General features: G+C 64.8%; 19 protein-coding genes and 1 other RNA gene. 9 read left to right on the forward strand and 11 right to left on the reverse strand.

All coding sequences use genetic code 11. From position 1 onward, the window contains the following. Positions 1-17: 17 nt before the first annotated feature. Entirely contained in the window at positions 18-1,328 is a 1,311-nt protein-coding gene (locus BFL43_RS05615) for an NAD(P)/FAD-dependent oxidoreductase (RefSeq protein ID WP_084891570.1), read from the reverse strand. A gap of 133 nt (positions 1,329-1,461) precedes the next feature. On the opposite strand from BFL43_RS05615, the gene BFL43_RS05620 reads away from it, so the two are divergent. Continuing rightward, entirely contained in the window at positions 1,462-2,346 is an 885-nt protein-coding gene (locus tag BFL43_RS05620) for a LysR family transcriptional regulator (protein WP_084891572.1), read from the forward strand. 6 nt (positions 2,347-2,352) lie between these two features. Here BFL43_RS05620 and BFL43_RS05625 read toward each other — a convergent pair whose 3' ends face one another. Continuing rightward, positions 2,353-3,603 carry an SLC13 family permease gene (locus BFL43_RS05625; protein ID WP_084891606.1) on the reverse strand — a complete coding sequence of 417 codons (1,251 nt, stop codon included), beginning with the start codon at positions 3,601-3,603 and terminating at the stop codon, positions 2,353-2,355. A gap of 72 nt (positions 3,604-3,675) precedes the next feature. Here BFL43_RS05625 and rnpB point away from each other — a divergent pair. Both rnpB and BFL43_RS05635 read left to right on the forward strand, forming a co-directional pair. Beyond that, an RNA gene (rnpB, locus tag BFL43_RS05630) (RNase P RNA component class A) lies at positions 3,676-4,085 on the forward strand. A gap of 36 nt (positions 4,086-4,121) precedes the next feature. Beyond that, positions 4,122-5,540 carry an RNB domain-containing ribonuclease gene (locus tag BFL43_RS05635; protein ID WP_084891575.1) on the forward strand — a complete coding sequence of 473 codons (1,419 nt, stop codon included), beginning with the start codon at positions 4,122-4,124 and terminating at the stop codon, positions 5,538-5,540. Here BFL43_RS05635 and BFL43_RS05640 read toward each other — a convergent pair. The 3 genes from BFL43_RS05640 to panB form a co-directional block, all read right to left on the reverse strand. Further along, entirely contained in the window at positions 5,518-7,041 is a 1,524-nt protein-coding gene (locus tag BFL43_RS05640; protein ID WP_084891608.1) for a CYTH and CHAD domain-containing protein, read from the reverse strand. The genes BFL43_RS05635 and BFL43_RS05640 overlap by 23 nt on opposite strands. 1 nt (position 7,042) lies before the next feature. Continuing rightward, positions 7,043-8,023 (reverse strand): prolyl aminopeptidase, encoded by a 981-nt coding sequence (gene pip / locus BFL43_RS05645; RefSeq protein WP_084891577.1) that lies wholly within the window; start codon positions 8,021-8,023, stop codon positions 7,043-7,045. A gap of 106 nt (positions 8,024-8,129) precedes the next feature. Next, a complete protein-coding gene (gene panB, locus BFL43_RS05650; protein ID WP_084891579.1) occupies positions 8,130-8,996 on the reverse strand; it encodes a 3-methyl-2-oxobutanoate hydroxymethyltransferase in 867 nt (288 codons plus the stop codon). A 166-nt stretch (positions 8,997-9,162) separates the two neighbouring features. Between panB and BFL43_RS05655 the strand changes: the two genes are divergently transcribed. From BFL43_RS05655 to BFL43_RS05670, 4 genes are all read left to right on the forward strand, one after another. After that, the gene (locus BFL43_RS05655; protein WP_084891610.1) at positions 9,163-10,752 is read left to right on the forward strand and encodes an alpha/beta hydrolase; all 1,590 of its coding nucleotides are present in this window, start codon (positions 9,163-9,165) and stop codon (positions 10,750-10,752) included. 85 nt (positions 10,753-10,837) lie between these two features. Next, positions 10,838-12,181, forward strand: coding sequence for a type I glutamate--ammonia ligase (glnA, locus tag BFL43_RS05660; RefSeq protein WP_084891581.1), 1,344 nt, complete (start codon positions 10,838-10,840; stop codon positions 12,179-12,181). 102 nt (positions 12,182-12,283) lie between these two features. Continuing rightward, complete coding sequence (locus BFL43_RS05665) at positions 12,284-15,295, forward strand: bifunctional [glutamine synthetase] adenylyltransferase/[glutamine synthetase]-adenylyl-L-tyrosine phosphorylase (protein ID WP_084891583.1); 3,012 nt, start codon at positions 12,284-12,286, stop codon at positions 15,293-15,295. Further along, positions 15,292-16,272, forward strand: coding sequence for an endonuclease/exonuclease/phosphatase family protein (locus tag BFL43_RS05670; protein WP_168176536.1), 981 nt, complete (start codon positions 15,292-15,294; stop codon positions 16,270-16,272). The genes BFL43_RS05665 and BFL43_RS05670 overlap by 4 nt, the downstream gene beginning before the upstream one ends. Here BFL43_RS05670 and BFL43_RS05675 read toward each other — a convergent pair. Next, positions 16,247-16,837 (reverse strand): FKBP-type peptidyl-prolyl cis-trans isomerase, encoded by a 591-nt coding sequence (locus BFL43_RS05675; RefSeq protein WP_084891587.1) that lies wholly within the window; start codon positions 16,835-16,837, stop codon positions 16,247-16,249. The genes BFL43_RS05670 and BFL43_RS05675 overlap by 26 nt on opposite strands. A 107-nt stretch (positions 16,838-16,944) precedes the next feature. Here BFL43_RS05675 and BFL43_RS05680 point away from each other — a divergent pair, with 107 nt between their 5' ends. Together BFL43_RS05680 and BFL43_RS05685 are read left to right on the forward strand one after the other, a co-directional pair. Further along, positions 16,945-19,137 carry a DUF2254 domain-containing protein gene (locus tag BFL43_RS05680; protein ID WP_084891589.1) on the forward strand — a complete coding sequence of 731 codons (2,193 nt, stop codon included), beginning with the start codon at positions 16,945-16,947 and terminating at the stop codon, positions 19,135-19,137. A 179-nt stretch (positions 19,138-19,316) separates the two neighbouring features. Beyond that, positions 19,317-20,351, forward strand: coding sequence for an extracellular solute-binding protein (locus tag BFL43_RS05685; RefSeq protein WP_240498084.1), 1,035 nt, complete (start codon positions 19,317-19,319; stop codon positions 20,349-20,351). A 22-nt stretch (positions 20,352-20,373) separates the two neighbouring features. Here the strand turns inward: BFL43_RS05685 and idi are convergent, their stop codons facing one another. The 5 genes from idi to istA all read right to left on the reverse strand — a co-directional run bounded on the left by idi (position 20,374) and on the right by istA (position 25,084). Further along, positions 20,374-20,889: an isopentenyl-diphosphate Delta-isomerase gene (gene idi, locus BFL43_RS05690; protein ID WP_084891590.1), complete on the reverse strand. Its 516-nt coding sequence runs from the start codon at positions 20,887-20,889 to the stop codon at positions 20,374-20,376. A gap of 402 nt (positions 20,890-21,291) precedes the next feature. After that, positions 21,292-21,810, reverse strand: coding sequence for a hypothetical protein (locus BFL43_RS05695; RefSeq protein ID WP_143695117.1), 519 nt, complete (start codon positions 21,808-21,810; stop codon positions 21,292-21,294). A gap of 51 nt (positions 21,811-21,861) precedes the next feature. Then, a complete protein-coding gene (locus BFL43_RS05700; protein WP_084891594.1) occupies positions 21,862-22,683 on the reverse strand; it encodes a hypothetical protein in 822 nt (273 codons plus the stop codon). 122 nt (positions 22,684-22,805) lie between these two features. After that, complete coding sequence (gene istB, locus BFL43_RS05705) at positions 22,806-23,570, reverse strand: IS21-like element helper ATPase IstB (protein ID WP_084889766.1); 765 nt, start codon at positions 23,568-23,570, stop codon at positions 22,806-22,808. Then, on the reverse strand, positions 23,567-25,084 hold the full coding sequence (gene istA, locus BFL43_RS05710) for an IS21 family transposase (RefSeq protein WP_084889768.1): 1,518 nt from the start codon (positions 25,082-25,084) through the stop codon (positions 23,567-23,569). Before istA ends, istB begins: the two co-directional genes overlap by 4 nt. Positions 25,085-25,299 lie beyond the last annotated feature (215 nt).

Raw genomic sequence — 25,299 nt, forward strand, 5'->3', positions numbered from 1 at the left:
GCGATTGAGCGTTGGCGTCAGCTCGCCTTGGGCTGGCGTCTGGCCTCAGAATCCACCTTGTCGGCCTGCGCGAAGCCTGGCCGGTTACTGCCGATGAAAGCAAACAGCCACGAGGCGATGGCCGCGAACCGGTTGCGGAAACCCACCAGGTAGAACAGGTGCACGGCCAGCCAGGTCAGCCACGCGATGAAGCCACCGAAGCGGACCCGTTCGTTGAGTGCGACGACCGCGCTGAACCGGTTGATCACCGACATGCTGCCCTTGTCGAAATACTCGAAGGCGGTGCCCGGTAGCTTCTTTCGGCTGATCACATCTGCTGCATGACGGGCCTGCTGCATCGCCACCGGGCTCTGTCCCGGGTATCCGTTCAGCGAGGTCATGTCGCCGATCGCGTAGACGTTGGCGTATCCGCCCACGGTCAGATCCTGGTTGATCAGGAGTCTGCCCGCCCGGTCGGTCTCGCTGCCGGTCGCCTTCGCGAGTACCGCTGCGAACGGGCTGGCCTGCACGCCGGCCGACCAGACCACGGTGTCCGCGGCGATACGTCGAGTGGCTGCGCCACCGACCTTGATGGTGACGCCGTCTGAATCCATCTCTGTCACCAGCGAATCGAGCAGTACCTCGACGCCGCCGCGTTCGAGGGCCTTCTTCGCATAAGCGGAGAGCGAGCCGCCGTAGACGGGCAGCGCGTTGCCTGCGCCCTCGACGAGATACACCGACACATCGTCGAGCTTGTAGTAGCGGGTGGCGAGTTCGCGGATCTGGCCTGCGACCTCGACGCCGGTCGGGCCCGCCCCGACGACGACGAAGCTGAGTAGGCGTCGACGCAGGTCGGCGTCGTCGGTCCTGGCTGCTTCCTCGAAGCATCGGCGAATCTGCGTGCGCAGGTTCGTGGCGTCGTCGATCGTCTTGAGCGAATAGGAGTAGTGCGCGAACTCGTCACGTCCGAAGTACGACTGCGTGGCACCGGTCGAGGCGATCAGGTAGCGGAACGAGATGGTCTGCGTCGGTCCGTCGTGGCGGTAACGCAGAACCCCGGCATCAGGGTCCACTTCGGTCACGGTGCCCAGGATGACCTCGACGTTGCGGTGCTTGCGCAGGATCCCGGCAACGTCCGGTGCGATCTCTTCACTGTTCAGTACACCGGTCGCCACCTGGTAGAGCAGCGGCTGGAACAGATGCTCGGGAGTGCTGGAGATCAACGCGACGCGCAGGCCGGTCTTGGCCAGCTTCTGAGCAGCAGTCAACCCGCCGAATCCCGATCCGACGATGGCGACGTCGACGTCCAGATGAGTGGGCACGCGGTGAGGTGCGGGCATTGTGTTCATGATCCTTTTATCTCCTGTTGGCGACTACTGCCTAGTACAGCGCGCACCTAACAAGAAGTAATCCCTTATCAGCGCCTGATCAAACACAATGTTTAGATAGAACTTATCTGCATCGCTCATATATCCTGGTCGTGTGGAACTACGCCAGCTGACCTACTTCGTCACCGTCGCCGAGGAGCTGAGCTTCAGCAGGGCTGCGGCGCGCTGCTTCATCTCGCAATCGGCGATCAGCCATCAGGTGGCGCGCCTCGAGCACGAACTCGGCGCAAAACTGATCGAGCGTTCGACCAGGCTCGTGCGGCTCACCGACCTGGGCGCCCAGGTGCTGCCGTTGGCGCAGCAGATGCTGCAGATCGAGTCGATGATCACCGCCACCGCCCGTACCCCCAGCGGCCGCGTCCGGATGGCGGCGAACATGTCGTTCGCCCAGCAGTCGCTCGCGGCCATCGCGCAGTTGCGGAACGAGCACCTCGACGTCGAGATCGAGTTCATCATCAAGAGCTTCGATCAACGTATCGAAGCAGTCCTGGGCGGCGACGTCGACCTCGCACTCATCCGTGGCGGCCTCGATCGGCCTGGGCTGGCGGTCCAGGAGCTCTGGGTCGACGACCTCGTGGTCGCGATGTCGCAGAGTCATCCCCTGGCGGGTGCCGACGAGGTGGGGCTGGCCGAGCTCGGTGGCTACCCGTTGCTGTTGCCCTCTGCCCGCGATCAGGTGTTGTTACACAACGTGATCCGCGACGCTTTTGATCGGCATGGGCTGGAACGGCCGCGGCAGGCGCCGCCGTTGCCGGTCGATCACACGGCGACCATGGAGCTGCTCAATCACCCCGAGGAGTGGACGGTCCTCTACGAGCGCACTCCGTTGGCGGGAATCGCATTCACGCGCGATCGGGAGCGAGCGCTGCGGGTGTCGGTGTCGGCGGTCGTGAGATCGCCCGCCGCGCACTCGGAGATCGTCGGCGACCTCATCGCGGCGCTGCAGTCGGTCCGAAGCGCGATGCCGGGTCACGACTGATCCGCCTCAGGTCACGGCCCACAACGCGATCACCGACATCACCAAGGTGACCGGCACGGTGGCCAGCCCGACCAGCGTGAACTCCCGCACGGTGACCTGTTGTCCGTCGTGTTGAACCAGCTTGAGCCACAGCAGATTTGCCAGCGAGCCCAGGTAAGTCAGGGTGGGTCCGATGTTGACCCCGAGGAGCATGGCCAGCACCAGCGGTGCCGGGGCGCCCGACCCCAACGCGGCCAGCATCAGCAGTGCCGCGGGGATGTTGTTGATCAGGTTCGCGATCACTGCCGAGATCGCGGCGACGACGAGGAGATCGGCCAACCCGGTGCCGCCCGGCAGGATGTCGGCGAGGCCGGTGCCGATCCCGCCGTCGGAGATGCCCGCGACCAGGACGCCGAGCGCGAACACGAACAGCAGGAAGCCGGGTTTTGCCGACAGCGCCAGTGTCAGCGGTGAACTGGACCCTGCACGCAGCGCCAGGGCGGACATCACGACGGCTCCGACAACCGCGCACCACACCGGCTCGATGCCGACCACCGAGCTGAGTCCGAAAGAGACGAGGGTGATCGCCAGCAGCGCCAGTGGTAGCCGGGGCGCGGGACCGGGATCCTCGATGTGGTCGGGGTGCGGGCGCTCACGGAGATCGCCGCGGAAGAAAATGCAGAACACCACGAACTCGACGACGAGGGTGATCAGCCACGGCAGTGCCATCAACAGGGTGAACTCGACGAAGCCGAGTCCGGTCGCCGCGAACGCGAGCAGATTGGTGAGGTTGGAGACGGGCATCAACGTCGACGCCGAGTTGGCCAGTGTCACCGTGGCATAGCTGTATGGCCGCGCTGACACCCGCAGGGTCCGGGTCATCGACAACAGCACCGGGGTCAGCAGCAGCACGGTCGCGTCGAGACTCAGCGCAGCGGTGGTCAGCGCCGCGGCACCGAACACCAGGGCCAGCAGCCGATGACGGTTCGGCCGCGTGTCGCCGGCTGACGGCGAGGCCCGCCGAGCGATCACCGCTGCGAGCCAGGTGAACACGCCCAGGACCGAACAGGCATAGGACAGCACCAGGAGCGCCGCGAGGAACAGCACCGTCGACGAGAGCGCGGTCACCTCGGACCAGGCCCGATCGACCTCCACGACCCCCGCAGCGACGACCGTCAGGGCCGCCGGGACGGCGACGGTGGCTTCGGGGAGGCCTCGTGGACGCCATACGGCAAATCCCAGGGCCGCCATCAGCAGCACCAATGACACGACATCCACGCGTTGATTGTTCACTGCGGCGGGTCGCGGGTGCGAACCGCAGTCGGCGAGAACGTAGAGTGATGGAGCGAACGAGCCGGCCGGGCGGCCGCGATCGCGGGGACAGTCGCTCACGCGCACCTGCCCACGGTCGAGGAAAGTCCGGACTCCACAGAGCAGGGTGGTTGCCAACAGCAACCCGGGGTGACCCGCGGGACAGTGCCACAGAAAACAGACCGCCGGCGCAAGCCGGTAAGGGTGAAACGGTGCGGTAAGAGCGCACCAGCGCCACGGGTGACCGTGGTGGCTCGGTAAACCCCACCCGGAGCAAGGTCGAAGGCCGCATCTAACCGGTGCGGCTGCGCAGGCGTTCGAGGGCTGCTCGCCCGAGCCTGCGGGTGGACCGCTCGAGGTACCCGGCGACGGTGTGCCCAGATGGATGGCCGCTACCGCCCACCGTGAGGTGGGCGGCACAGGATCCGGCTTACAGGCCGGCTCGTTCGCCCGGGGCAGATTCTGCGCCCGATAGTCTGGGGCTTGTGCAACGCAGACTCCGTGCCGCAGACATAGATTTCGGCGCCATTCGGACCGACCTGGGGCTGTCCGAGGAGTTCGGTGCCGCGGCCCAGCACGAGGCCGAGACCGCGGTCGACCGCCTCGCCGACGCTCGGATCGATCGCACCGACCTCGCGTTGGTGACCATCGATCCGCCTGGTTCGGTGGATCTCGATCAAGCCGTGCACATCGCCCGGGACGGCGACGGTTTCATCGTGCACTACGCGATCGCAGACGTTGCGGCTCTGGTCGTGCCGCAGGGCGCACTCGACCAGGAGACCCGGCGACGCGGACAGACCATCTACTTCCCGGACGGCAACGTTCCCCTGCACCCGCGGGCGTTGTCGGAGAACACCGGTTCGTTGCTCCCCGAACAGATCCGGCCCGCGGTGCTCTGGCGCATCGTCGTCGACGCCGAGGCGATCCCGGTGTCGGTGGAGCTGACCAGGGCGCGGGTGAAGTCCGTGGCGCGCCTGGACTATGCGGGCGTCATGGCCGACCACGCTGCCGGCACCCTGCACCCCTCGATCGCGGCTCTGCCCGATTTCGGTGAGGTGCGGCAGAGGTTGTCGATCAGTCGGGGAGCCATCGAGCTCGGTCTGCCCGAGCAGGATGTGATTCGCGACGCCGACGGTAATTGGGAGCTGTCGGTGCAGCCGAGAACCCGTGCAGACATGTGGAACTCGCAGGTCTCACTGCTGACAGGTATGTGTGCGGGTGAACTCATGCTCGACCACGCGGTCGGCCTGCTGCGAACGCTGCCCGATGCGCAGGACGGCGAGGTCGCGGCTCTGCGCAAATCGGCGGTCGCCCTGGGGGTGTCGTGGCCCGAATCGCTCTCTCCGGGGGCATTCCTGGCCGGGCTCGATCCCCAGGCCCCCACCACGCTCGCGCTGATGTCCGACGCCACCACGTTGCTCCGCGGCAGTGACTATCTCGCTTTGCTGGGGGAGGTCCCGGCCGACGCGGTGACCACCCACGGCGGAATCGCCGGGGTCTATGCCCACGTCACCGCACCGCTGCGTCGGTTGGCGGACCGCTTCGCCACAGAGGTGTGCCTGGCGTTGCACACGGGCGAACCGGTGCCCGAGTGGGTACTCGCGGCACTGCCGACCCTGCCCGAGATCATGCGCAGTTCGGGCTCCGTTGCGGGGCGGGCGGACCGGGCGGGACTCGACCTCGCCGAGGCCATCCTGCTCGCAGACCGGGTGGGCGAGATCTTCTCGGCCACCGTCCTGCACCCGAAACGGGGTAAGCGCCCCGCCCAGATCTTCATCGCCGAACCCGCCGTCTTCGCGACCTGTATCGGAGACCCGGCCGAGGGCAGTCAGATCTCGGTGCGCCTGACCAGTGCCGACACGCATGGCCCGAATCTGGTGTTCACAGCCGAGACTTCGCCTTGAGGTACTCACGCATCGCGATCTGGGCGGCCGCCTGCTCGCGGGCATCCAGGCGGCCGTAGACGAAGGCGTCGGCGACCGAGATGCCGGAACCCCCGGCCAACTGAGCGAGGTGTTCGCGACTGACCTCGGCATCGTGGAAGTCGCCCAGTGCGGCCTGCTCCTGCTTGGCCTGCTTCGCGATCTTCCTGTACTTGTCGGTGCCCAGCCGGTCAGCCGAATCTGTGGTGTAACGCAACTGTTTTGCCCGTTTGCGAATGGTGTGCAACTGCTCGATCCACTCCGCGGACTCGACGGTGAGTCCTTCGAGCTTGCGCTGGGCCTTCCGAACCCGCTTGGCGCTGCGTGCCACCGCCTCGTCGAGGGCCTTCGTCGCAGTGAGATCGGAGTCGGGTCCGGGCTGTGGTTCGGCCACGGTGCTGTCGAGTTCGTTGAGCAAGTTGTAGTACCTGGTGGACCTGAGGTAATCGAGCACCACCTCGACCGTGGATCCACAGGTCCTGATCTGGTCGTCGACCAACGCCGCGATGATGGTCGCGGGCGCGGACTCACCTTCGAGCAGGTGGCGGTTGCGTTCGAGTTGCACCTCGGCGTCGCGCGCATCACCGAGAATGCCCGCCAAGTGCTTCAGCTCGCCTTCGAGGTGTCCGATCACGTCGCCGTGCAGAACTTCTGGGAACGACCGCAGGACGCTGCGAGCGCGCCGGGTCGCGACCCGCATCTGGTGCACCGAGTCAGGTGCGTCGACCCGCACCAGCGGGTCCTGGGCGATGAGATGGTCACGGTGTTCGGCGAGTTCTGCGATCACCAACTCGAGCGCAGACAACTTCTTCGCCGCCGACTTCTTGCCTCCGTGCCTCGTCGAGTCGCTGCCGGTCGGGGTCGGTCCGATGGCGCGAGCGAGTTTCGACGCACTCGACGCGGTACGGGCGCCGCTGCTGCGCAGCACCTTGTCCGCTGCCTTCAGCAACTTCTCGTCGCCTGCCACGAGTTCGAGTTCCCACTCGTTCCATGTCTGCGCGTGACCACCCGGCAACAGCGACTGGGTGGCGACGCTGTCCTCGCAGAGAACGGCGAGAACCTGGCCTGCCGAATCGTGCAGTTCGGTGATGCGGCGAACGGTCGAGATCGTGGCGATAGGGGACAGCCGTCGACCGCGTACATGGACCTGGACATGGTCGGTGAGTTCGGTCGGGACCAATACCTCGGAGAAGGGATCGGCGGCCGTTTCCAATCCGACCTGCATCTCTCGGCGTCCGGGCCCTGCGGACGTCGCCGGGCGTTTGAGATGCCACCCCTCGTCGTGGCCGCCCTCGCGGCGTCGGAGGGTGATCTTGTTGCCCGCCAGATCGAGGGCGTCGGTGTCGTAGTAGGTGGCATCGAGATGCTCGACGACCGGACCGGTCACCGACTGCACCGCGTCGAGCACGGTGAGGTCCGGCACCGACGCGCCGGCGTTCAAGTCGTACTTGAGCTCGATCTCCAGGGCCTCGTGCGCGGTCAACTCAGTGTCCTTTCTCAGCGGCGGCAAGACCTGCAAAGCGGTCCGTCGCCTCGATCAGATGATGGCGGATCCCGATCTCGAACGACGCATGACCGGCGTCGTCCACGATGTGCAGGTCGGCGATGGGCCACGCGCGGTGCAGGTCCCACGCGCTGCGTGCGGGGCACACCACGTCGTAGCGTCCCTGCACGATGACGCCGGGAATGTCTTTGATCAGAGGCGCATCGGCGAGTAGTTGTCCTTCGTCGAGGAAGCCGCGATTGTAGAAGTAGTGGTTCTCGATTCCGGCGAACGCCAATGCGTACCGATCGGAGTCGGATCCGTCGTCGTCATCGGCCTGTGGCAGAAGGTAACTCGTCGACTTCTCCCAGGTCGTCCAGGCCACTGCAGCACGGGTTGCCGCAACCGGGTCGCTGCCGGTGAGAAGTCGGTGGTACACCTCGACGAGATCACCCTCACGCTCGCCGGCCGGGATGGGTTCGAGATAGCCCTCCCAGAGGTCGGGGTAGATGTTGGCAGCGCCTCCGTTGTAATACCAGTCGATTTCGCTGCGGCGAAGCAGGAAGATCCCGCGTAGCACCAGCTCGGTGACCCGCTCGGGATGGCGTTGAGCGTAGGCGAGACCGAGGGTCGAGCCCCACGACCCGCCGAAGACCTGCCAGCGATCGATGGAGAACTCCGCGCGGAGCTTTTCCATGTCGGAGATCAGGTGGTCGGTGGTGTTGACCGAGAGGTCGGCACCGTCGGCGATGTGGGGCGTGGACTTACCGCAGCCGCGCTGGTCGAACAGAATGATCCGATACGCGTCGGGGTTGAAGAATCGCCGTTGGGCCGGCGCAGTGCCGCCGCCTGGTCCGCCGTGCACGAAGATCGCAGGCTTGCCGGCAGGGTTGCCGCTCTGTTCCCAGTAGATCTGTTGTCCGTCACCGACATCGAGGTGGCCGGCGGCAAAGGGCTCGATCGGTGGATAGAAGTCACGCATGTGTCCACTATGCCCGTCCCGTGGCCCACGGACCCGAAAGTGGTGGGTTCCGGCGACGTCGAGCAGGGTGAATGCTCGCCAGAACCCACCAAGATCGGGCGTCGGATCAGTAGCTGTGCTCGGGTCCCGGGAAGGTCCCGCGACGCACCTCGTCGTTGTATTGTTCTGCCGCGCGGCGCAACTCGCCGCCGACGTCGGCATACCGCTTGACGAATCTGGCGGTCTTGCCGTGGGTGAAACCGGCCATGTCCTGCCAGACGAGAACCTGGGCATCGGTTTCGTTGCCCGCGCCGATGCCGACCGTCGGGATGGTGAGCTTGCGGCTGATCTGGCCTGCGAGATCGGCGGGGACCATCTCCATGACAACGGCGAAGGCGCCCGCTTCCTGCACGGCGATCGCGTCGTTGATCAGCTGGTCACCGGCGTCGCCGCGGCCTTGCACCCGGAAGCCGCCGAGGCCGTTGACGCTCTGCGGGGTGAAGCCGATGTGGGCCATGACGGGGATACCGGCAGCGGTGAGGGTCGCGATCTGGTCGGCGACCCGTTCGCCACCTTCGAGCTTGACGGCGTGGGCGCCGCCTTCCTTGAAGAATCGGATGGAGGATTCGAGGGCCTGCTGCGGGCCCGCTTCGTAGCTGCCGAAGGGCAGGTCGGCGACGACCAGCGCGTGAGGGGCGCCCTTGACGACGCCACGGACGAGCGGAAGGAGTTCATCGATGCTGACGGGGATGGTGGTGTCGTACCCGTAGACGACGTTGGCGGCGGAGTCTCCGACGAGAAGGACCGGGATCTGTGCCTCGTCGAAGATCCGGGCACTGGAAAAATCGTAGGCGGTGAGCATGGACCACTTTTCGCCCTCGGCCTTCATCTGGGCGAGATGGTGCACGCGGGTCACGCGGCGTCGGGGGGAATCGGCTGCGCCGGCCGAATCGTTTGCCGAATGCGCAGCACCATAAACCGAATTCTCAGACATCGTTGTCTCTTTCGTGCCTCGAGTCCTGCGTCAGCAGGTACCCGGGTGGGTGGATGACCCCACCAGTGTGGCACCGGTATGGCTGCCGGGAAACAGCAGGTAGCTGTCGAATTTGTCACATCGGGGGACGTGTTCCGTGGACTGCGCCGGCGGGCCCCGTGGCACGATGTGCCTGGTGAGCAGGCGAAGGCGACCGCGGGTGCGGCGATGGTTCGGCGTGATCGGTGCGGTGCTGGTGGTGATGGCGGGGACGGCCTGCACCGAGAGCGTCGACGGGCAGGCCGAGGATGCCACGTTCAGTGTCGGCGCCGGGCCGGCGCCGAACCTCGACCGATTCTACGGCCAGACGATCCGCTGGGAATCGTGTGCCGACTACGCCGACCAGGAGACGACCGGCTACCCGGAGGACCGCAGCGACTGCGCGACGATCACGGTGCCCGTCGACTACGAGAACCCCGACGGCGACGCCGCGGAGATCGCGATCTTCCGGGTCCGCGCGTCCGGTGACAAGGTGGGCTCGCTGCTGATGAATCCCGGTGGTCCCGGCGCGTCAGGAGTCGAGTTCATGGCCGGGCAGGCGCAGACTTTCGGCGCTCTCGATCTCGGGGAACGATTCGACCTGATCGGCTTCGATCCGCGAGGGATCGGCAAGTCGACGCCGCAGATCCGTTGTTTCACAGCGCAAGAGCGTGATGACGAGCGAGCCGAGACGTTGGTCGACATGAGCCCGGCCGGCATCGCGAAGATCGAGGCGGAGAACAAGGCAGACGCCGACAAGTGCGCGGAGCGGGTCGGTACGGACTTTCTCGCGCACGTCGGAACCGTCGACGTGGCGAAGGACCTGGACGTGCTGAGGGCGGCGCTCGGCGACGACCAGCTCAACTACCTCGGTTATTCCTATGGCACCAGGATCGGATCTGCGTACGCCGAGCAGTTCCCGACCAAGGTCCGGGCGATGGTCAACGACGGTGCGGTCGATCCCTCGGCGAACCCGGTCGACGAGAACATCCGGCAACTCGCCGGGTTCCAGTCGACGTTCGACGCGTTCGCGGCCGACTGCATCACGCGCGGCGGCTGTGCCCTCGGTGACGACCCAGCGACTGCGACTACCCGGTTCCAGGAACTGACCAGACCACTGATCGACAAACCCGCGCCGACGTCGGACGGCCGTCCCCTGACCTACGACGACGCGATGACCGGTGTCGCACAGGCCATGTATTCGGGCGTGCTGTGGGAGCCCCTGCGGGAAGCGCTGACCGAACTCGCAGGCGGTCGCGGAGACACCCTGCTGCGATTGGCCGACCTCTACGAGGGACGCGACGCGGCCGGCGAATACAGCAACAGCTCGGACGCATTCACGGCGATCCGTTGCGTCGACGACCAGCGATTGACCGATCAGGCCGAGATCGACCGGCTCGAGGTCGAGGGACGGCGCGCCGCGCCGTTCACCGATGACGGGCGCGGCACCGGCACGGGCGCGCGCGACGTATGCGCATTCTGGGCCGTACCGCCCACCAGCACGCCGCACGATCTGAACATCCCGAATCTGCCCACGACTGTTGTCATCTCGACAACCAACGACCCCGCGACCCCGTATCAGGCCGGTGTCGATCTCGCGGCGCAGTTGGGGGCCCGGCTCATCACATACGAGGGTGCTCAGCACACGGCGTCTCTGGAGGGTCACGAATGCGTCGACGACGCCGTCACTGATTACTTCGTAAATCTCACCCTGCCGGACGAAGGCCTCAAATGCTGAGATTCTTGCCAGAAATGCCCTGGATATTCTGGTTGAAGCGCGCCCGTAACATGCATTTAACAGGGCGCTCCTAGGCTCCGATGTCATGGATCGCCAAAAAGAATTCGTGCTCCGGACGCTCGAAGAGCGCGACATTCGTTTTGTTCGTCTGTGGTTCACCGACGTACTCGGATATCTGAAGTCGGTTGCCATCGCGCCGGCCGAGCTCGAAGGCGCTTTCGCCGAGGGCATCGGCTTCGACGGATCCGCCATCGAGGGCTTCTCGCGGGTCTCGGAGGCAGACACCATCGCCAAGCCCGACCCCTCGACCTTCCAGATCCTGCCGTGGACGACGAGCACGGGTCGGCACCACTCCGCCAGGATGTTCTGCGACATCGTGATGCCCGACGGGGAACCGTCGTGGGCGGACTCGCGGCACGTGCTCCGCCGCCAGCTCAACAAGGCCGCCGATCAGGGCTTCAGCTGCTACGTCCATCCCGAGATCGAGTTCTTCCTGCTCAAGAATCCGCCGACCACCGACGGTTCGATCCCGATCCCCGCCGACAACGGCGGTTACTTCGATCAGGCCGTCCACGACTCGGCACCGAACTTCCGTCGGCACGCCATCGAGGCCCTCGAGTCGATGGGCATCTCCGTCGAGTTCTCACATCACGAGGGAGCGCCCGGCCAGCAGGAGATCGACCTCCGCTACGCCGACGCGCTGTCGATGGCCGACAACGTGATGACCTTCCGCTACGTGGTCAAAGAGGTCGCGATCGCGGAAAACGTCTGGGCGACGTTCATGCCGAAGCCTTTCAGTGAATACGCCGGATCGGCAATGCACACCCACATGAGCCTGTTCGAAGGCGACACCAACGCGTTCCACAACCCGGACGATCCGATGGCGCTGTCGGACACCGGCAAGCAGTTCATCGCGGGCATCCTGCACCACGCCGACGAACTGAGCGCCATCACCAACCAGTGGGTCAACAGCTACAAGCGCCTGATCCACGGTGGAGAGGCCCCGACAGCGGCCAGCTGGGGCGCGGCGAATCGTTCCGCGCTGATCCGGTTGCCGCTGTACACCCCGAACAAGGCGTCGTCGCGGCGTATCGAGGTCCGCAGCCCCGACTCGGCCTGCAACCCCTACCTGACCTTCGCGGTCCTGCTCGCTGCCGGCCTCAAGGGCATCAAAGAAGGGTACGAACTCCCCGAGCACGCCGAGGACGACGTCTTCTCGCTCACCTCGGCCGAGCGTCGGGCGATGGGCTACAAGGAACTACCGGGCTCTCTGGCTGAGGCGCTGACCAAGATGGAGAAGTCCGAACTGGTCGCCGAGGCGGTGGGCGAGCACGTCTTCGAGTACTTCCTGCGGAACAAGTGGGCGGAGTGGACCGAATACCGTAGCCACGTGACACCGTTCGAGCTGAAGAACTACCTCTCCCTGTAGTCGGTGCCTCCCATCTGATCTCTGCCTCCCGAGGCGGAATCAGTCCGGCCGGGTTGGTGGGTTGTTGGTGCTCGTCAGAACCAGCCCAGTACCTTTACAGCTGTGACACCACCTGCGTCCCGATCTCGCGTACCCGGCGTCGGCCGGTTGGGTCTTCTCGAGTCGACCGCTGCGAATGACCTGGCCACACTCGGCTGGAACGAAGAGAAGTGCGTAGACCTGCTGTGGTCGCTGTCGCGGGCACCCAGCGCGGACATCGCGTTGCGCGCGCTGGTCCGGTTGCGCTCGGCCGTGGGGCCCGACTGGAACGACATCGACGACCTCCTGCGCACCGATCGACGGTTCCGCGGGCGGCTGTTCGCGGTGCTGGGATCCTCTACCGCACTGGGTGATCATCTGGTCGCCGAAACCCACGCGTGGCGGTTGCTGACCCGGGAAGACCTACTCGACGTCGCCGAAGTGCGGAGCACGATGCTGGGCGCGGTGTCGGCGCAGCCCGAAGCGGGCCACGAGGACAACGACAATTTGATCTACCGGGCAGAACTGACCGGCCCCAAAGCCGTCATCGCGCTGCGACTGGCCTACCGCGACCTGCTCCTGCAGGTCGCTGCCCGGGATCTCGCACCCACCGTCGAGGACGAGCCCGTGCTGCGGTTCGGCGAGGTCAGCAACTTCTTGGCCGAGCTCGCCGACGCCGCACTCACCGCGGCGCTGGCGGTGGCGATCGCCGAGGTCTGCGGCGACAAACCGTTGACGGCCAGGCTTGCCGTCATCGCGATGGGCAAATGCGGTGCACGCGAACTCAATTACGTCAGCGACGTCGACGTCATCTTCGTCAGCGAACCGGCCGATGGCCAGACCAGCCGCATCGCGGGCGAGATGATGCGAGTCGGATCGATGGCGTTCTTCGAGGTCGACGCGGCGTTGCGACCGGAGGGCAAGGCCGGCGCGCTGACCCGCACCCTCGAGTCGCACCTGACCTACTACCGGCGCTGGGCCAAGACCTGGGAATTCCAGGCGTTGCTGAAGGCCCGCCCGATGACCGGCGACATGGAACTCGGACGCGCCTACGTCGATGCGGTGAGCCCGATGGTCTGGGAGGCCTCCGAGCGCGAGGACTTCGTCATCGACGTCCAGGCGATGCGTCGTCGCGTCGAGGAGATGCTGCCCGAAGACCTGCGCGAGCGCGAGATCAAGCTCGGCAGGGGCGGCCTGCGCGATGTCGAGTTCGCGGTACAGCTCCTGCAGATGGTGCATGGCCGCGTGGACGAGACGCTTCGGGTGAAGAGCACGGTCGAGGCGCTGACGGTCTTACGTGACGGCGGGTACATCGGTCGCGACGACGGTGCCAATCTTGTGGCCTCGTATGAGTTCTTACGCCTGCTCGAGCACTGCCTACAGCTCCAGCGGCTCAAACGGACTCACACCCTGCCCGAGTTCGACGACATCGAGGCGATGCGGTGGCTCGCTCGTGCGGCACACATCCGGCCCACCGGCGACCTCGATGCGGGCGGCGTCCTACGGGAAGAGATCCGCAGGCAATCCCACCGGGTCCGCCGCCTGCACGAGAAGTTGTTCTATCGGCCCCTGCTCGAGGCGGTGACCCGTTTCGACAAAGACGAACTGCGACTGTCCGACACCTCGGCGATTCGCCGGCTGGGGGCCCTCGGTTACGGCAAACCGGACAACGCGCTCGGTCACCTCAAGGCACTCGTCTCCGAAGCGGGCCGAAAAGGTCAGATCCAGGAGCTGTTGCTCCCAACCTTGCTCGAATGGCTCAGCCGCACACCCGATCCCGACGCGGGGCTGCTGAACTACCGCAGGCTCTGTGATGCCGCGGCCGACCGGGACTGGTTCCTGCGACTGCTGCGCGACGAAGGCGTGGTCGCCGAACGGCTCATGACCGTACTCGGTACGTCGGCGTATGCGGCCGAGCTCCTCATGCGTTCGCCGGATGTGATCCGGCTGTACGCCGACGGGGCAAGGGGACCGAAGCTCGTCGAGGTCGATCCGCAGGACGTCGTGGGCGGCATGGTCGCCTCGGCCATCCGCCAGCGCGACCTCAAGGCGTCCATCTCGGTCGCGCGTTCACATCGGCGTTTCGAACTCGCCAGAGTCGCCTCCGCGGACATCCTCGGCATGCTCGACGTACCCGAGGTCTGCCGGGCCCTGTCGCTGGTCTGGGCCGGTGTGCTCAATGCTGCCCTGACGGTCGTCACGAACGCTTCTGTCGCCGAACGCGAATCGCCCGCGCCGGCCACGATGGCCGTGATCGGGATGGGTCGTCTCGGCGGCGGTGAACTCGGCTACGGTTCCGACGCCGACGTGCTCTTCGTCTGCGATCCCGTCGAGGGCGCCGATGAGGCCGAAGCCGTTCGCTGGGCCAACACCATCGCCGAGCGGGTGCGGTCGCTGCTCGGAACACCCAGCTCCGATCCGCCCCTCGAGGTCGACACCGGCCTGCGGCCGGAAGGGCGCAACGGACCGGTGGTGCGCACGTTGGCCGCCTACGCGGCGTACTACCAGCAGTGGGCGCAGGCGTGGGAGATCCAGGCATTGTTGCGGGCACACCAGGTCGCGGGCGACGAAGACCTCGGAGTTGCGTTCCTGCACATGGCCGACCAGATTCGGTACCCGGCTGGGGGAGTGTCCGCGGACGCGGTGCGCGAGATCCGCCGGATCAAGGCCAGGGTCGACTCGGAACGTTTGCCGCGCGGCGCCGATCCGGCCACCCACACCAAACTGGGTCGCGGCGGTCTGGCCGACGTCGAATGGACCGTGCAGTTGCTCCAATTGCGGCACGCGCACAGGTTGCAGTCGCTGCACAACACGTCGACGCTCCAATGCCTCGACGCGATCGGTTCGGCCGAGCTGCTGGCCCAGGACGACGTCCTCTTGCTGAAGGAGGCGTGGCTGACCGCAACCAAGGCGCGCAATGCGCTGGTTCTGGTGCGGGGCAAGCCGGTCGACCAACTACCTGCGCCCGGCAAGACCTTGCGAGCGGTGGCATTTGTCGCCGGCTGGCATGACGACGACTCGGGGGAGTTCCTGGACAACTACCTGCGGGTCACCCGCAGAGCCAAGGCAGTGGTCCTCAAGGTATTCGGCGGGTGAAGCAGCGTCTCGCTCAGCGCGGAGCTGCCTTCAAAGTCTTCTACTTCATCGCGGTCGTGCTGGGGTGGGCGTTGCTCGCCGCGGTCATCGTCGCGATCTGGTTGCACTACTACCCCGGCAAAGGTCGCGCGTCGACGGCATTCGCCAGCGCGGTGCCATGGCTACTGCTGGCCGCGATCCCGGCGGTGATCATCCTGGCCGTCACCCGGCGCTGGATCTCCACCGTGCTGGCGGTGATCCTCCTCGGCGTCGGGATCTGGACGCAGGCACCACTGCTCAAGGCCACCGACGCGCCCGCCGGCGAGCGGATCACCGTGGTCACATCGAACGTCACTCTGGGGGAGGGCAACGTCGATGATGTCGTCGCCGAAGTCGCATCGAGTGGTGCCGACCTGCTCACGGTGCAGGAGATCACTCCGGCGGCATTGGCCAGATTCGAGCAGACCGAACTCCGGAGCATGCTTCCCTATGAGTTCGTGGTGCCGGACGACGGGGGCGTGGGCACCGGCATCTTCAGTCGCTTCCCGCTGCGTAATACCGCGGAGCTCAACGGTTTCGGTCTGAACAACCTGCGAGCGGAGGTCGACTTGCCCGGTGCGTCGTCGACCACCGTGTACGCGGTGCATCCCATTCCGCCGTACCCATACGACCCTGATCGATGGGTGGGGGAGATGAAGCGGCTGCGCCAGACCGTCCACTCCACGACGACCGACCGGGTGATCGTCAGCGGCGATTTCAATTCGACTTGGGACCACGCCCAGTATCGAGCGTTGTTGGAGAACGGCTTTCGGGATGCCACCGAACAGTCCGGAGGCATGTGGAAGATGACCTACCCGGCCGATCGCACCTTTCCGCCGGTCATCGCGATCGACCACGTGATCTCCCGCGGTTTCGTCGCAGCAGACCTGAGGACCTTCGGCATAGGCGGTTCAGATCACCGCGGGCTGGTTGTCAGCCTTGCGCCGACAGGATCTTGATCGCGAAGATCAGGCTGTCGCCCGCTTCGATGCCCGCGGCGGGGTTACCGGAGGCATACCCATCTGCCGACGTCATCGCCACCCCGACTGTGGAGCCGACCTTCTGTCCGGCGATGGCCTTCTGGAAGCCGGGAATGACGCCCGTCAGTGGGAAGTCGACGGGCGAGCCGGTCTCGTAGCTGCTGTCGAAGGTCGAACCGTCGCGACCGTTGACACCCATGTAGCAGACGGAGACCTCGGCTGTCTCGGGCACAACCGCGCCGGTGCCCTCGGTCAGCGTCTGTACCTGGGTGGCGTCGACCGTGAACGGAGAGGACACGGTGACCTTGGGCGCGGCGGAGTCGGTGGAACCGGTGACCTCGACCGAACCAGTGGTGCCCTGAAGCGTCCATTCCGGCGCGACGTCGCCCGCGGGAGCTGCGGTCGGGCAGGTCGCCGCTGCGGCGGTGCCGGAGGCACCTGCGGTGGTCGACTCGGCGGTGTCCGAGGAATCGTCGGATCCGCAGGCGGCGAGAAAGAGCGCCGAGGAGGCGACGATGGTCAGGGACAGGCGCTTGAGAGTCATGATCGCAACTTACTTGAGCGTCCGTTGCCCAAACCAATCGCAGTCCTCGGCGATATTGTTCTCGCAGATGGCTGTCGTCGATGTGGTCCGGTACGCGAGAGGTGAGCATGTACGAGTGGTTTGACCGCACCATCGTCGATACTGGCCGCCTGCCGTTGTTCTTCCTGTTGGTCGCGTTCGTCCTGACGTTTCTGTTCATCCGGTTCAGCGTGCGGATGATCCGCGCCCAGGTGTCGTGGTGGCCGGGCAACGTGACACCCGGCGGCGTGCACATGCATCACGAGTTCTTCGGTGTGATCATGATGATGATCTCGGGGTTCTGCTTTGTCGCGCTCGCCAGCTTTCACACCCCGATCGCCAACTGCCTTCTCGCCTCGATCTTCGGTATCGGAGCAGCATTGGTTCTCGACGAGTTCGCGCTGGTGCTGCATCTGAGGGATGTGTACTGGGAGGAAGAGGGCCGGTCTTCGATCGATGCGGTCTTCGTCGCGATCGCAGTCATCACCCTGTTCCTGATGGGTCTGCGGCCCTTCGGGTTCGGTGGCGAACTCAACGACTACGAGAATGCGCCGGATACCGCCGCCAGAGTGGCGGTGATCGTGGTGCTGGCCTTGTCGGCGGTATTGGCGATCATCACGCTGCTCAAAGGCAAGCTGTGGACCGGTCTGATCGGTCTGTTCGTCCTGCCCTTGCTGATCGTCGGTTCCATCCGGATCGGCCGACCGGCGTCACCGTGGGCCCGGTGGCGATACAGCACCCGGCCAGGGAAGCGAGAGAAGGCCATCCGCCGCGAGCAGCGCTATCGGGAGCCGATCGTACGATGGAAGATCGTCGTGCAGGAGGCGGTCGCCGGTCGGTTCGGAATCCCCGATCACCCTGCGCCGATTCCGATCGACGTGGTGGTGGCCGAACCGGGTGCTCGGGCCCCGAACCGAGTGGCCACCGCGATCCGGTGGCGGCGCACCCGACACCGACTGGGCATGATCCCGGTCTGGCGACTTCCCGCGGTGTTGGTCTCCTTGTCGATCCTGACTGCGCTGGTCGTCACGACCGTCGACGACACGTTTGTGATCGAGGGGATGGATGCCAGTTCGACATCGACACTTCTCGGTGTGATCGCCGGCGCGATGGCCACCCTGACGGGTCTGGTCTTCACCGCAATCACGTTGGCCATGCAATTCGGTGCCTCGCAGATCTCTGTCCGGGTGATCCCGGTGTTGCAGCAGGATCCCATCATGCGGTGGTCGATCGGAACGTTCTTGGCTACGTTCGTCTTCACCCTCATCACCGCCCTCGACATCGCCGAAGACAGCAAGGACGTGCCGGCGCCCGGTCTTTCGACACTCTTGGCGCTCCTTGTCACGATCCTGAGTGTCTTCATGTTCATCGCACTCGTCGTCAAGGTGGGCAGTGTTCTGAATTCGTCGCAATTGTTGCGATGGATCGCCAACGAGGGACGCGGCGCGATCCGGCGGGTGTATCCCGTCGAGGCAACAGGCGATCCGGGCGACGAACCACCGGTGGCGGTCGAACCTGCACCCGGTTCGCAGACAACCGTGATTCAGCTTCGTGAGATACCCAGTCAGGGAAGGGTGTTGATGGCGGTCGATCTGCCGAGGCTGCAACGGCTCGCCACCGATTGGAATGTTCGCGTCGATCTGTTGATCGGTATCGGAGATTTTGTGGCGCACAATGCCGATGTGTTCGAGGTGCACGGTCCTGGCGATGGAGTGAGACCACACCAGCTGTTGGCCACCCTGCTCTTCGGGGACACACACAGGCCTTCCGTGAGTCCAGCGGCTGCGCTGCAGTCGATCTCGGATATTGCGCTCAAGGCGCTGTCGCCGGCCATCAATGACCCCGGTCGTGCGGTGCAGGCACTCGATCACATCGAAGATCTCCTGCTGATGCTCGCTCCGCGGATGCGCGTCGACCAGCAGTACGCGTCGTTGACGCTCATCGGGGGCTACCGACGGACGTGGGACGACTTCGTCGCCGTGGGCACCGACGAGATCCGTCACTACTCGTCGAATGCAGCGCAGGTACAGCGTCGGCTTCGTGCCCTTCTGCAGACTCTGCGGGAGCAATGTCCACCCGACCAGCACGAACCCATCGACAACAGACTCCAGGCACTCGATGAGCAGGTCGAACGTGATTGGGCATCCCCGTTCGATCGATGGTTGGCCGATGCTGCCGATCGGCAGGGGTACGGCTCCGAGGCGGGATCGTCGTCGACGCGGAAGAGATTGATCATCAATACCGGAAAGCCTTCGCAGGCCCTGACCCATCGGATCGAGTGAAGACTGTAGACGTCGAATCGTGTCCGAAGGTGACTCTCGCCAGCGCACTTTGAACAGCCGATATAGAAATCCGCCGCGCAATTGGCGCTGCGTCTTGTGTGCGTGACAACTATCTTCGCTACTGTGTATCTGCACGCCCGAAAAGCCGGGTATATCCCTTTTCAAGGAATGGAGATCGTGTGCCGCTGCTCAAGCGAGCCCTGTCGTTCGTGGTGGTTTCCGGTTTACTGGCCGTTGCGATGGCCTGCGGTGCCCCAGGCGGCGATTCGGACGTCGAGGGCCGAGGATCGATCCTCGTGTATTCGGGACGGGACGAAGGTCTGGTCGCCCCGATGATCGAGTTGTTCAGCGGCGAACTGGATTTCACGGTGGACGTCGATTACGCGGGCAACACCCATGCACAGGTGGGAAGAATGCTTGCCGAAGGTGACGACACACCCGCCGAGGTTTTCTTCGGTCAAGACGCGGCCGCCCTCGGAATGCTGGACGAAAACGACATGCTCGAGACGTTGCCCGATGACATCCTCGGCCTGGTCCCAGCGCGATATCGATCAAGTAAAGGAACCTGGATCGCGACCTCAGCGCGTGAGCGGGTCCTCATCTTCAATTCCGCGCGGGTGACCGACGCCCAGTTACCTGCCGGGATCGATGGCCTGCTCGATCCGCGCTGGCGGGGCCAGATCACCTACGCCCCGACGAACCCATCGTTCCAGTCGTTCGTCACGGCGCTGCGGGTCACGCGAGGCGATGATGCGGCTCGCCGGTGGCTGACAAACTTCCTGGCCAACGACCCGATTGCTCTGCCCGACAACGGGTCCGTGGTGCAGGCCGTGACCTCTGGACAGGCGACCTTGGGGCTCACGAACCACTATTACTGGTACCCGCTCGTCCTCGCCGGTGGCGCCTCGTCGGTCGGCCTGCACCGCTTCGCCGCCGGAGATCCTGGCGCCCTCGTCAACGTCGCCGGTGCCGGAGTCGTCAAATATTCCGACAACAAACCCCAGGCAATCGAGTTTCTGCGAGAGTTGCTGTCCGAGGGCGCGCAAGCCTACTTCGCGGACGAGGCGGCCGAATACCCGGTGGTGTCGGGCGTGACCTCGACGACCTACGAGCTGCCCCCGCTGGCAGAGGTTGCCGGACTCGACATCGATCTGGACGAGCTGGCGTCTGTGGCGCAGACCCGGACCATGTTGTCCGAGGTGGGAATGGTGTGACCTCGGCCGAGCCACGCTGTGCTCAGTAGAGCTGCCGGGCCTGCAGAACGAGCCAGGGGCTGAAAGCCCATGGCGCTGCATCGATTGCCGTGCGAAGGGCCGCCGTGTGCACCCACCGGGTTTCCACGACTTCGTCCGGGTTGGGCCGGAGGTCGCCCACCAGATCGGATCGATAGACAGGACAGATCTCGTTCTCGACGATTCCGGATCCGTCGACCGCGCGATACCGAAAGTCGGGAAGTGTCAGTGCGATCCGGTCTGTGCGAATACCCAATTCGAACGAGGCTCGACGCATGACCGCGTCTTCCATCGCTTCTCCCGGACCGGGATGTCCGCAGAAGGAATTCGTCCAGACCCCGGGCCAGGTGGTCTTGGCCAGAGCCCGCCGCGTGACGAGGACCCGGCCTTCCCCGTCGAATACATGACACGAGAACGCAAGGTGCAAGGGAGTAGCGCCGTCGTGGACTGTTGCCTTGGGGGCGACACCGATCGGCGTGCCGTCATCGGACACCAGGACGACCTGTTCGGCGGCCTGCATACGGTTGCACCTCTATCCGTTCGGTGATCGGTCCGGCCGTCCCATCCGGTGATCGCCCCCCTGGATACCCACCGTAGCGATGTCGGCACTCTCGTGCTCCGGGCGACTCCTCGAACAAGTCGGTTGGCGATGTCGCCGCGAGTTCTGGACAAAACAAATCCGCCCGCCTGGCCGAGGCCAAGCGGGCGGATCGTGTTCGGTCTACTGCAGATCACACGTCCTTTGCCGGAGGCAGATCACACATCGTAGTAGAGCGAGAACGACTACTCGAGCGATGGTGAGCGTGAGCTGTTATGAACTGTGGCGATTATTGCAGGTCAGCTACGTTTGCTCGGTTTGCCGGATAGGGTGCGCTTCTGAGCTGCTGCGGGCCATCTGCGGGCTACGCCCTGGTCGCTCGACTCATTTGTCGATGGCGCCGCGGAGCACTGAATGCAACGCGTCGAGCTGCTCGCGCGCCGATTCGTCGTAATTGTTGGCGTGGCCTGGAATCTCGACCGAGTCACCGCCAACGAACGTGACTTTCGCGGCGCCGACTGGGAAGAATTCTGACCTCGGGGTCGCGCGGCGCCCGATGCTAGAAAAGCTGATGCTGCTGATCGACGACATCGGCCGGACCCAGGCCTGCAGCAACTTCACCTCTGGCGGGTTGTGCCGGTAGAACTGTTCGTCCTCGAGCGCCGCATCAAATAGCTCGGCGTCAAAGGATGCGCTCACGTGCGCGAAAGCGCGATCGGTTGCGATGTACGAGGTCCAAACAGTCGGGCCGTTCATGTCGACCGTCGTAACTGCAGCAGCAATTCTCGTTGGATCGGGAACTAGTGCCACAACTGGCAGGTAGAAGCCGAGCGGGGCGTAGTAGCTGCCCGTACCAACATGCTCCTGCAGCGCAGCCCACTGATCTTTGTCTGGAATTCTCATGCCGTGAATGTAGCCAGGACCTCCGACATTCCTGCTGCGTTGCCGGCCCGGTTACAACGCTGCGATCGCTAGAGGCACGAGGCCAGTCGCAGCTTCTACAAGTCCAGCCGAGGCGGCGGGCGTAAGGATCTTGACGAGGAAACGGCCGGCACGGCGGATCTTGCTCTCATCGGGATTCTCCTCCGTCACCGCCTCCTCGAACTCGGTGAGCGCGTGCTCTGCGTCGGCACGGTCGTCCTCGTCGCTGATGCCGGCGAGTTCGGTGCGAAGCGCGGTGATCGCCTGAGTGACTTCGCTGAGCGCTGGATTCGTAGTCGTGTTGCCGATGTTCTGCGTCGCTCCAGTACCGACGTTCAGGGCGTTCGCATTCCCGCCCACCTCGACATGGTTGTGATCGCCATTTCCGTACACGTTCACGTTCACAGCAGCATCCACCGTTTCTTTCGTAGGAAGTGACGCCATCGGGAGGTCCGCGGTCAGGTCACCCACCATATCGACGAGAACCGTTCGCACCGCCCCCACAACACCACGTAATTGCGCACCACTACAGGAGAAGTAGAGATTCTCGATCACCCGAAATGGAGCCTCGCCAAGATCGTGGGTCCAGCCGGACGACGCCATCAGCATTCCTGGTGTGGAGAAGGTGTAGGAGCTCGTCCCCTCCGCCATCTGCTCGATTTCGTCGATCGACTGACGCAGATTGAGACTGTCCGGAACGTGCTCCCACAGGCGTTCGGGTACGTGAAGCTTCGAAATTAGCTGCTTGAACGAACTCGGTCCCGAGTGAACGGTCGCGTACAGCGGCGCCGATACGCAGCGGTACTTCGGTAGTGACTCACTATCGGGGTAGCCCTCCAGTTCGAGCTTTGTCAACGGTCATCGGGAACTGCCCATGTGCGGACTTGAAAACTGCCCGTAGGTGGCCAATAAGAACTGCCCGGTGGCGGACATGAATCTGCCCATGCGGCGGTGCCCGCCACCGGTTCCGAGGGTGGTCAGTTCAAGGCTTTGACCCCCTGTCCGTGCAGGGCTTGTGCGAGGCGGACTGAGTCTCCGCTGGTCTGGCAGAGGTGTGCGTGGTGGAGCAGTCGGTCCACGGTGGCGGTCGCCAACGTTTTGGGCATCAACTCATCGAACCCGCTGGGATGCAGGTTCGACGAGACCGCGACCGATCGGCGTTCGTAGGCTGCTTCCACGATCCGGTAGAGCCCCTCGGCAGCGTCGGCGCCGACCGGGAGGAGCCCGACGTCATCGACAATGATGAGCTCGGCGCGGACGATCTTGGCGACGGCTTTGCCCAAAGAATCATCAGCACGATGGGCACGTACGAGTACCCCGAGCTGTTCGAGGGTGAACCAAGCCACCGGCATACCTGCTTCAATAACATTGTGTCCCAATGCTTCGAGGAAAAATGTCTTCCCCGTCCCAGCTGGCCCGCACACGACCAGGTTCTCCCGCCGCCCCACCCATTCCAGGGTGCGCAGCGCGTGCTGGGTGGGCAGTGGGATCGAGGAGGCATTCTCGTCCCACACATCGAAGGTTTTGCCGGTCGGAAACCGTGCGGCTTTGCGGCGGGTGGTGAGCATCGACCGGGCTCGACCAGCGGCTTCTTCAGTCAGCAACGCTTTGATGACCTCGGCCGGATCCCAGCGTTGTGAGCGGGCGGTGGCCAACACGTCGCCGGCGACCGCCCGTGCGTGGGGAAGCCGCAGTTGGCGCATCAACTGCTCCACCTCGGCCGGCAGCGTCGGGGTACTCATGCGATGTCCTCGTCGTTTACGTGAGAATTGTTGAGGCCGAACGAGTTCCATCCGGTTGTTCCTTGAGCCAAGGAGGTGTCTTCGGAGGCTTGGTGGCGAGTCGGGTCCATTCCTTTGCTGGCGAGGATCGAGTCGAGGTCGCCGGTGGCGAACCGGCCGTGCACCGCGGCGTGACCCAATGCCCAATCCACATCCGGGCGGCTACTCAGGGTCGAAAGGTCCACGGCGTGGGTCATCTTCTGAAAGATCCGTTCGGTCCCGACGGCGGCGGCTTCTTTGAGCCACACCACCGCGCCCTCTCCGATCGCCAGGAAAGCGTGCTCAGCAGCGCTACGAGCGCGGATCCGGTAGTCACCGGGGATCTTGCCGGGCTGATCCGGGAAGTGGGCGTCATCGATTGCGGGGGTGCCGCGGGTGGTGCGGCGGTGCCGGGCCACTTCGACCGGGCCACCGCCGTCGAGGGCGCAGATGATGACCTCATCGGTACCCGGGTGGTGGCGCACCCACACACTGTGTCCCAATAATGTTGACGGGATGGAATATTGGCCGTGCTCGAAAGTGATCATCGGAGTGTTGTCCGGTACTTTGCGGGTCACCCCCAGGCCCGCGGTGTGCGGCAGATCGGGCACCGCATGGAGCTGGGTGCGTTCGATCTCGAGCATCTCGGCCGGTACCCGGCCGGTGGCCCTGTGGACCCGGTTGTTGACAAGCGTCATGAACTCGCCGCACGCGGTCTCGACGTCGACGAAACTCGCGTACTCGCCTAGCAGGTTCGTCTCGGTCGGCACGATGTCGGCTTTAGCGAGTTTGACGGCGTTCTCCACCCCGCCTTTGGAGGCCGGGTCGGCCGGCTCACACGTCAGGACGGAGATGCCGTAGTAGCGGCCGAAGGTCACCGCATGACGGTTGCGGACCGGAACCCCCGCCACGTGCCCGGTCGTGACCGTTTTCTCGTTGTCGGTCAGCAGGTACGTCGGAGCGCCGCCGACGATGCGAAATACACGGTCGAGGCCGGCGAACACGCTCGGCCCGGTCCGGTCGTGCAGGGCGATGACGATCCGAAAGCGGCACCACGCCAACCACGCGACCAGCAGCACCACCTTTCGGCCGTTCACGATCGGGCCGTCACCGAAGTCGTACTGCAGCCACAATCCGGGTTCGGTGACCCACGGTCGGTGCACTCGCGTATTGCCCAGGCGCCATTGAGCTTTGATCTCCGCCAGTGCCCGGCGGGTGGTGCGTTCGTTGCCGGTGTACCCCAACGCGGCCAAGCGTTCGTGGGCTTTGTCGCCGCGGATCTTGCCGTGCGAATCCTGCACCCACTTCTCCAGGTTCGGGGTGAAGTCGTCGATCAGTCGGGCCCGGCGAACCTGCGGCGGCAGGCCGGCATCGCGGTCCTCGACCGCCTTCTTGACCGTGTGATGCGAGCACCCGCAAAGTTCGGCTGCCGCGCGATACGACCCAGTCAGATCGTAGGCATTGAGTATTTCCATGAGTTCTCCGTCAGACTTCAATGTGGTCTCTCCCGGGTGATTCGAATCGACTAGGCATCGACATCGAACCTCGGGAGAGGCCCCCACGGCGCAGACGCGCCGCACTGGGATCAACAGGACTGGGCAGATTCATGGCCGGCAACGGGCACATTCGTGCCCGCCAGTGAGCAGTTCTTATTGGCCGTCAGTGGGCACTTTCATGTCCGCCTACGGGCAGTTTTTCATGTCCGCCGACA

The organism is Williamsia sp. 1135, assembly GCF_002095395.1.
Lineage (GTDB): Bacteria > Actinomycetota > Actinomycetes > Mycobacteriales > Mycobacteriaceae > Williamsia.

Bases quoted from the DNA above. Each gene is read 5' to 3' on its own strand.
- pip (WP_084891577.1), bottom strand. From the start codon at position 8,023: ATGCGTGACTTCTATCCACCGATCGAGCCCTTTGCCGCCGGCCACCTC.
- glnA (WP_084891581.1), top strand. From the start codon at position 10,838: ATGGATCGCCAAAAAGAATTCGTGCTCCGGACGCTCGAAGAGCGCGAC.
- BFL43_RS05615 (WP_084891570.1), bottom strand. From the start codon at position 1,328: ATGAACACAATGCCCGCACCTCACCGCGTGCCCACTCATCTGGACGTC.
- BFL43_RS05675 (WP_084891587.1), bottom strand. From the start codon at position 16,837: ATGACTCTCAAGCGCCTGTCCCTGACCATCGTCGCCTCCTCGGCGCTC.
- BFL43_RS05655 (WP_084891610.1), top strand. From the start codon at position 9,163: ATGTGCCTGGTGAGCAGGCGAAGGCGACCGCGGGTGCGGCGATGGTTC.
- BFL43_RS05695 (WP_143695117.1), bottom strand. From the start codon at position 21,810: ATGAGAATTCCAGACAAAGATCAGTGGGCTGCGCTGCAGGAGCATGTT.
- BFL43_RS05680 (WP_084891589.1), top strand. From the start codon at position 16,945: ATGTACGAGTGGTTTGACCGCACCATCGTCGATACTGGCCGCCTGCCG.
- idi (WP_084891590.1), bottom strand. From the start codon at position 20,889: ATGCAGGCCGCCGAACAGGTCGTCCTGGTGTCCGATGACGGCACGCCG.
- panB (WP_084891579.1), bottom strand. From the start codon at position 8,996: ATGTCTGAGAATTCGGTTTATGGTGCTGCGCATTCGGCAAACGATTCG.
- istB (WP_084889766.1), bottom strand. From the start codon at position 23,570: ATGAGTACCCCGACGCTGCCGGCCGAGGTGGAGCAGTTGATGCGCCAA.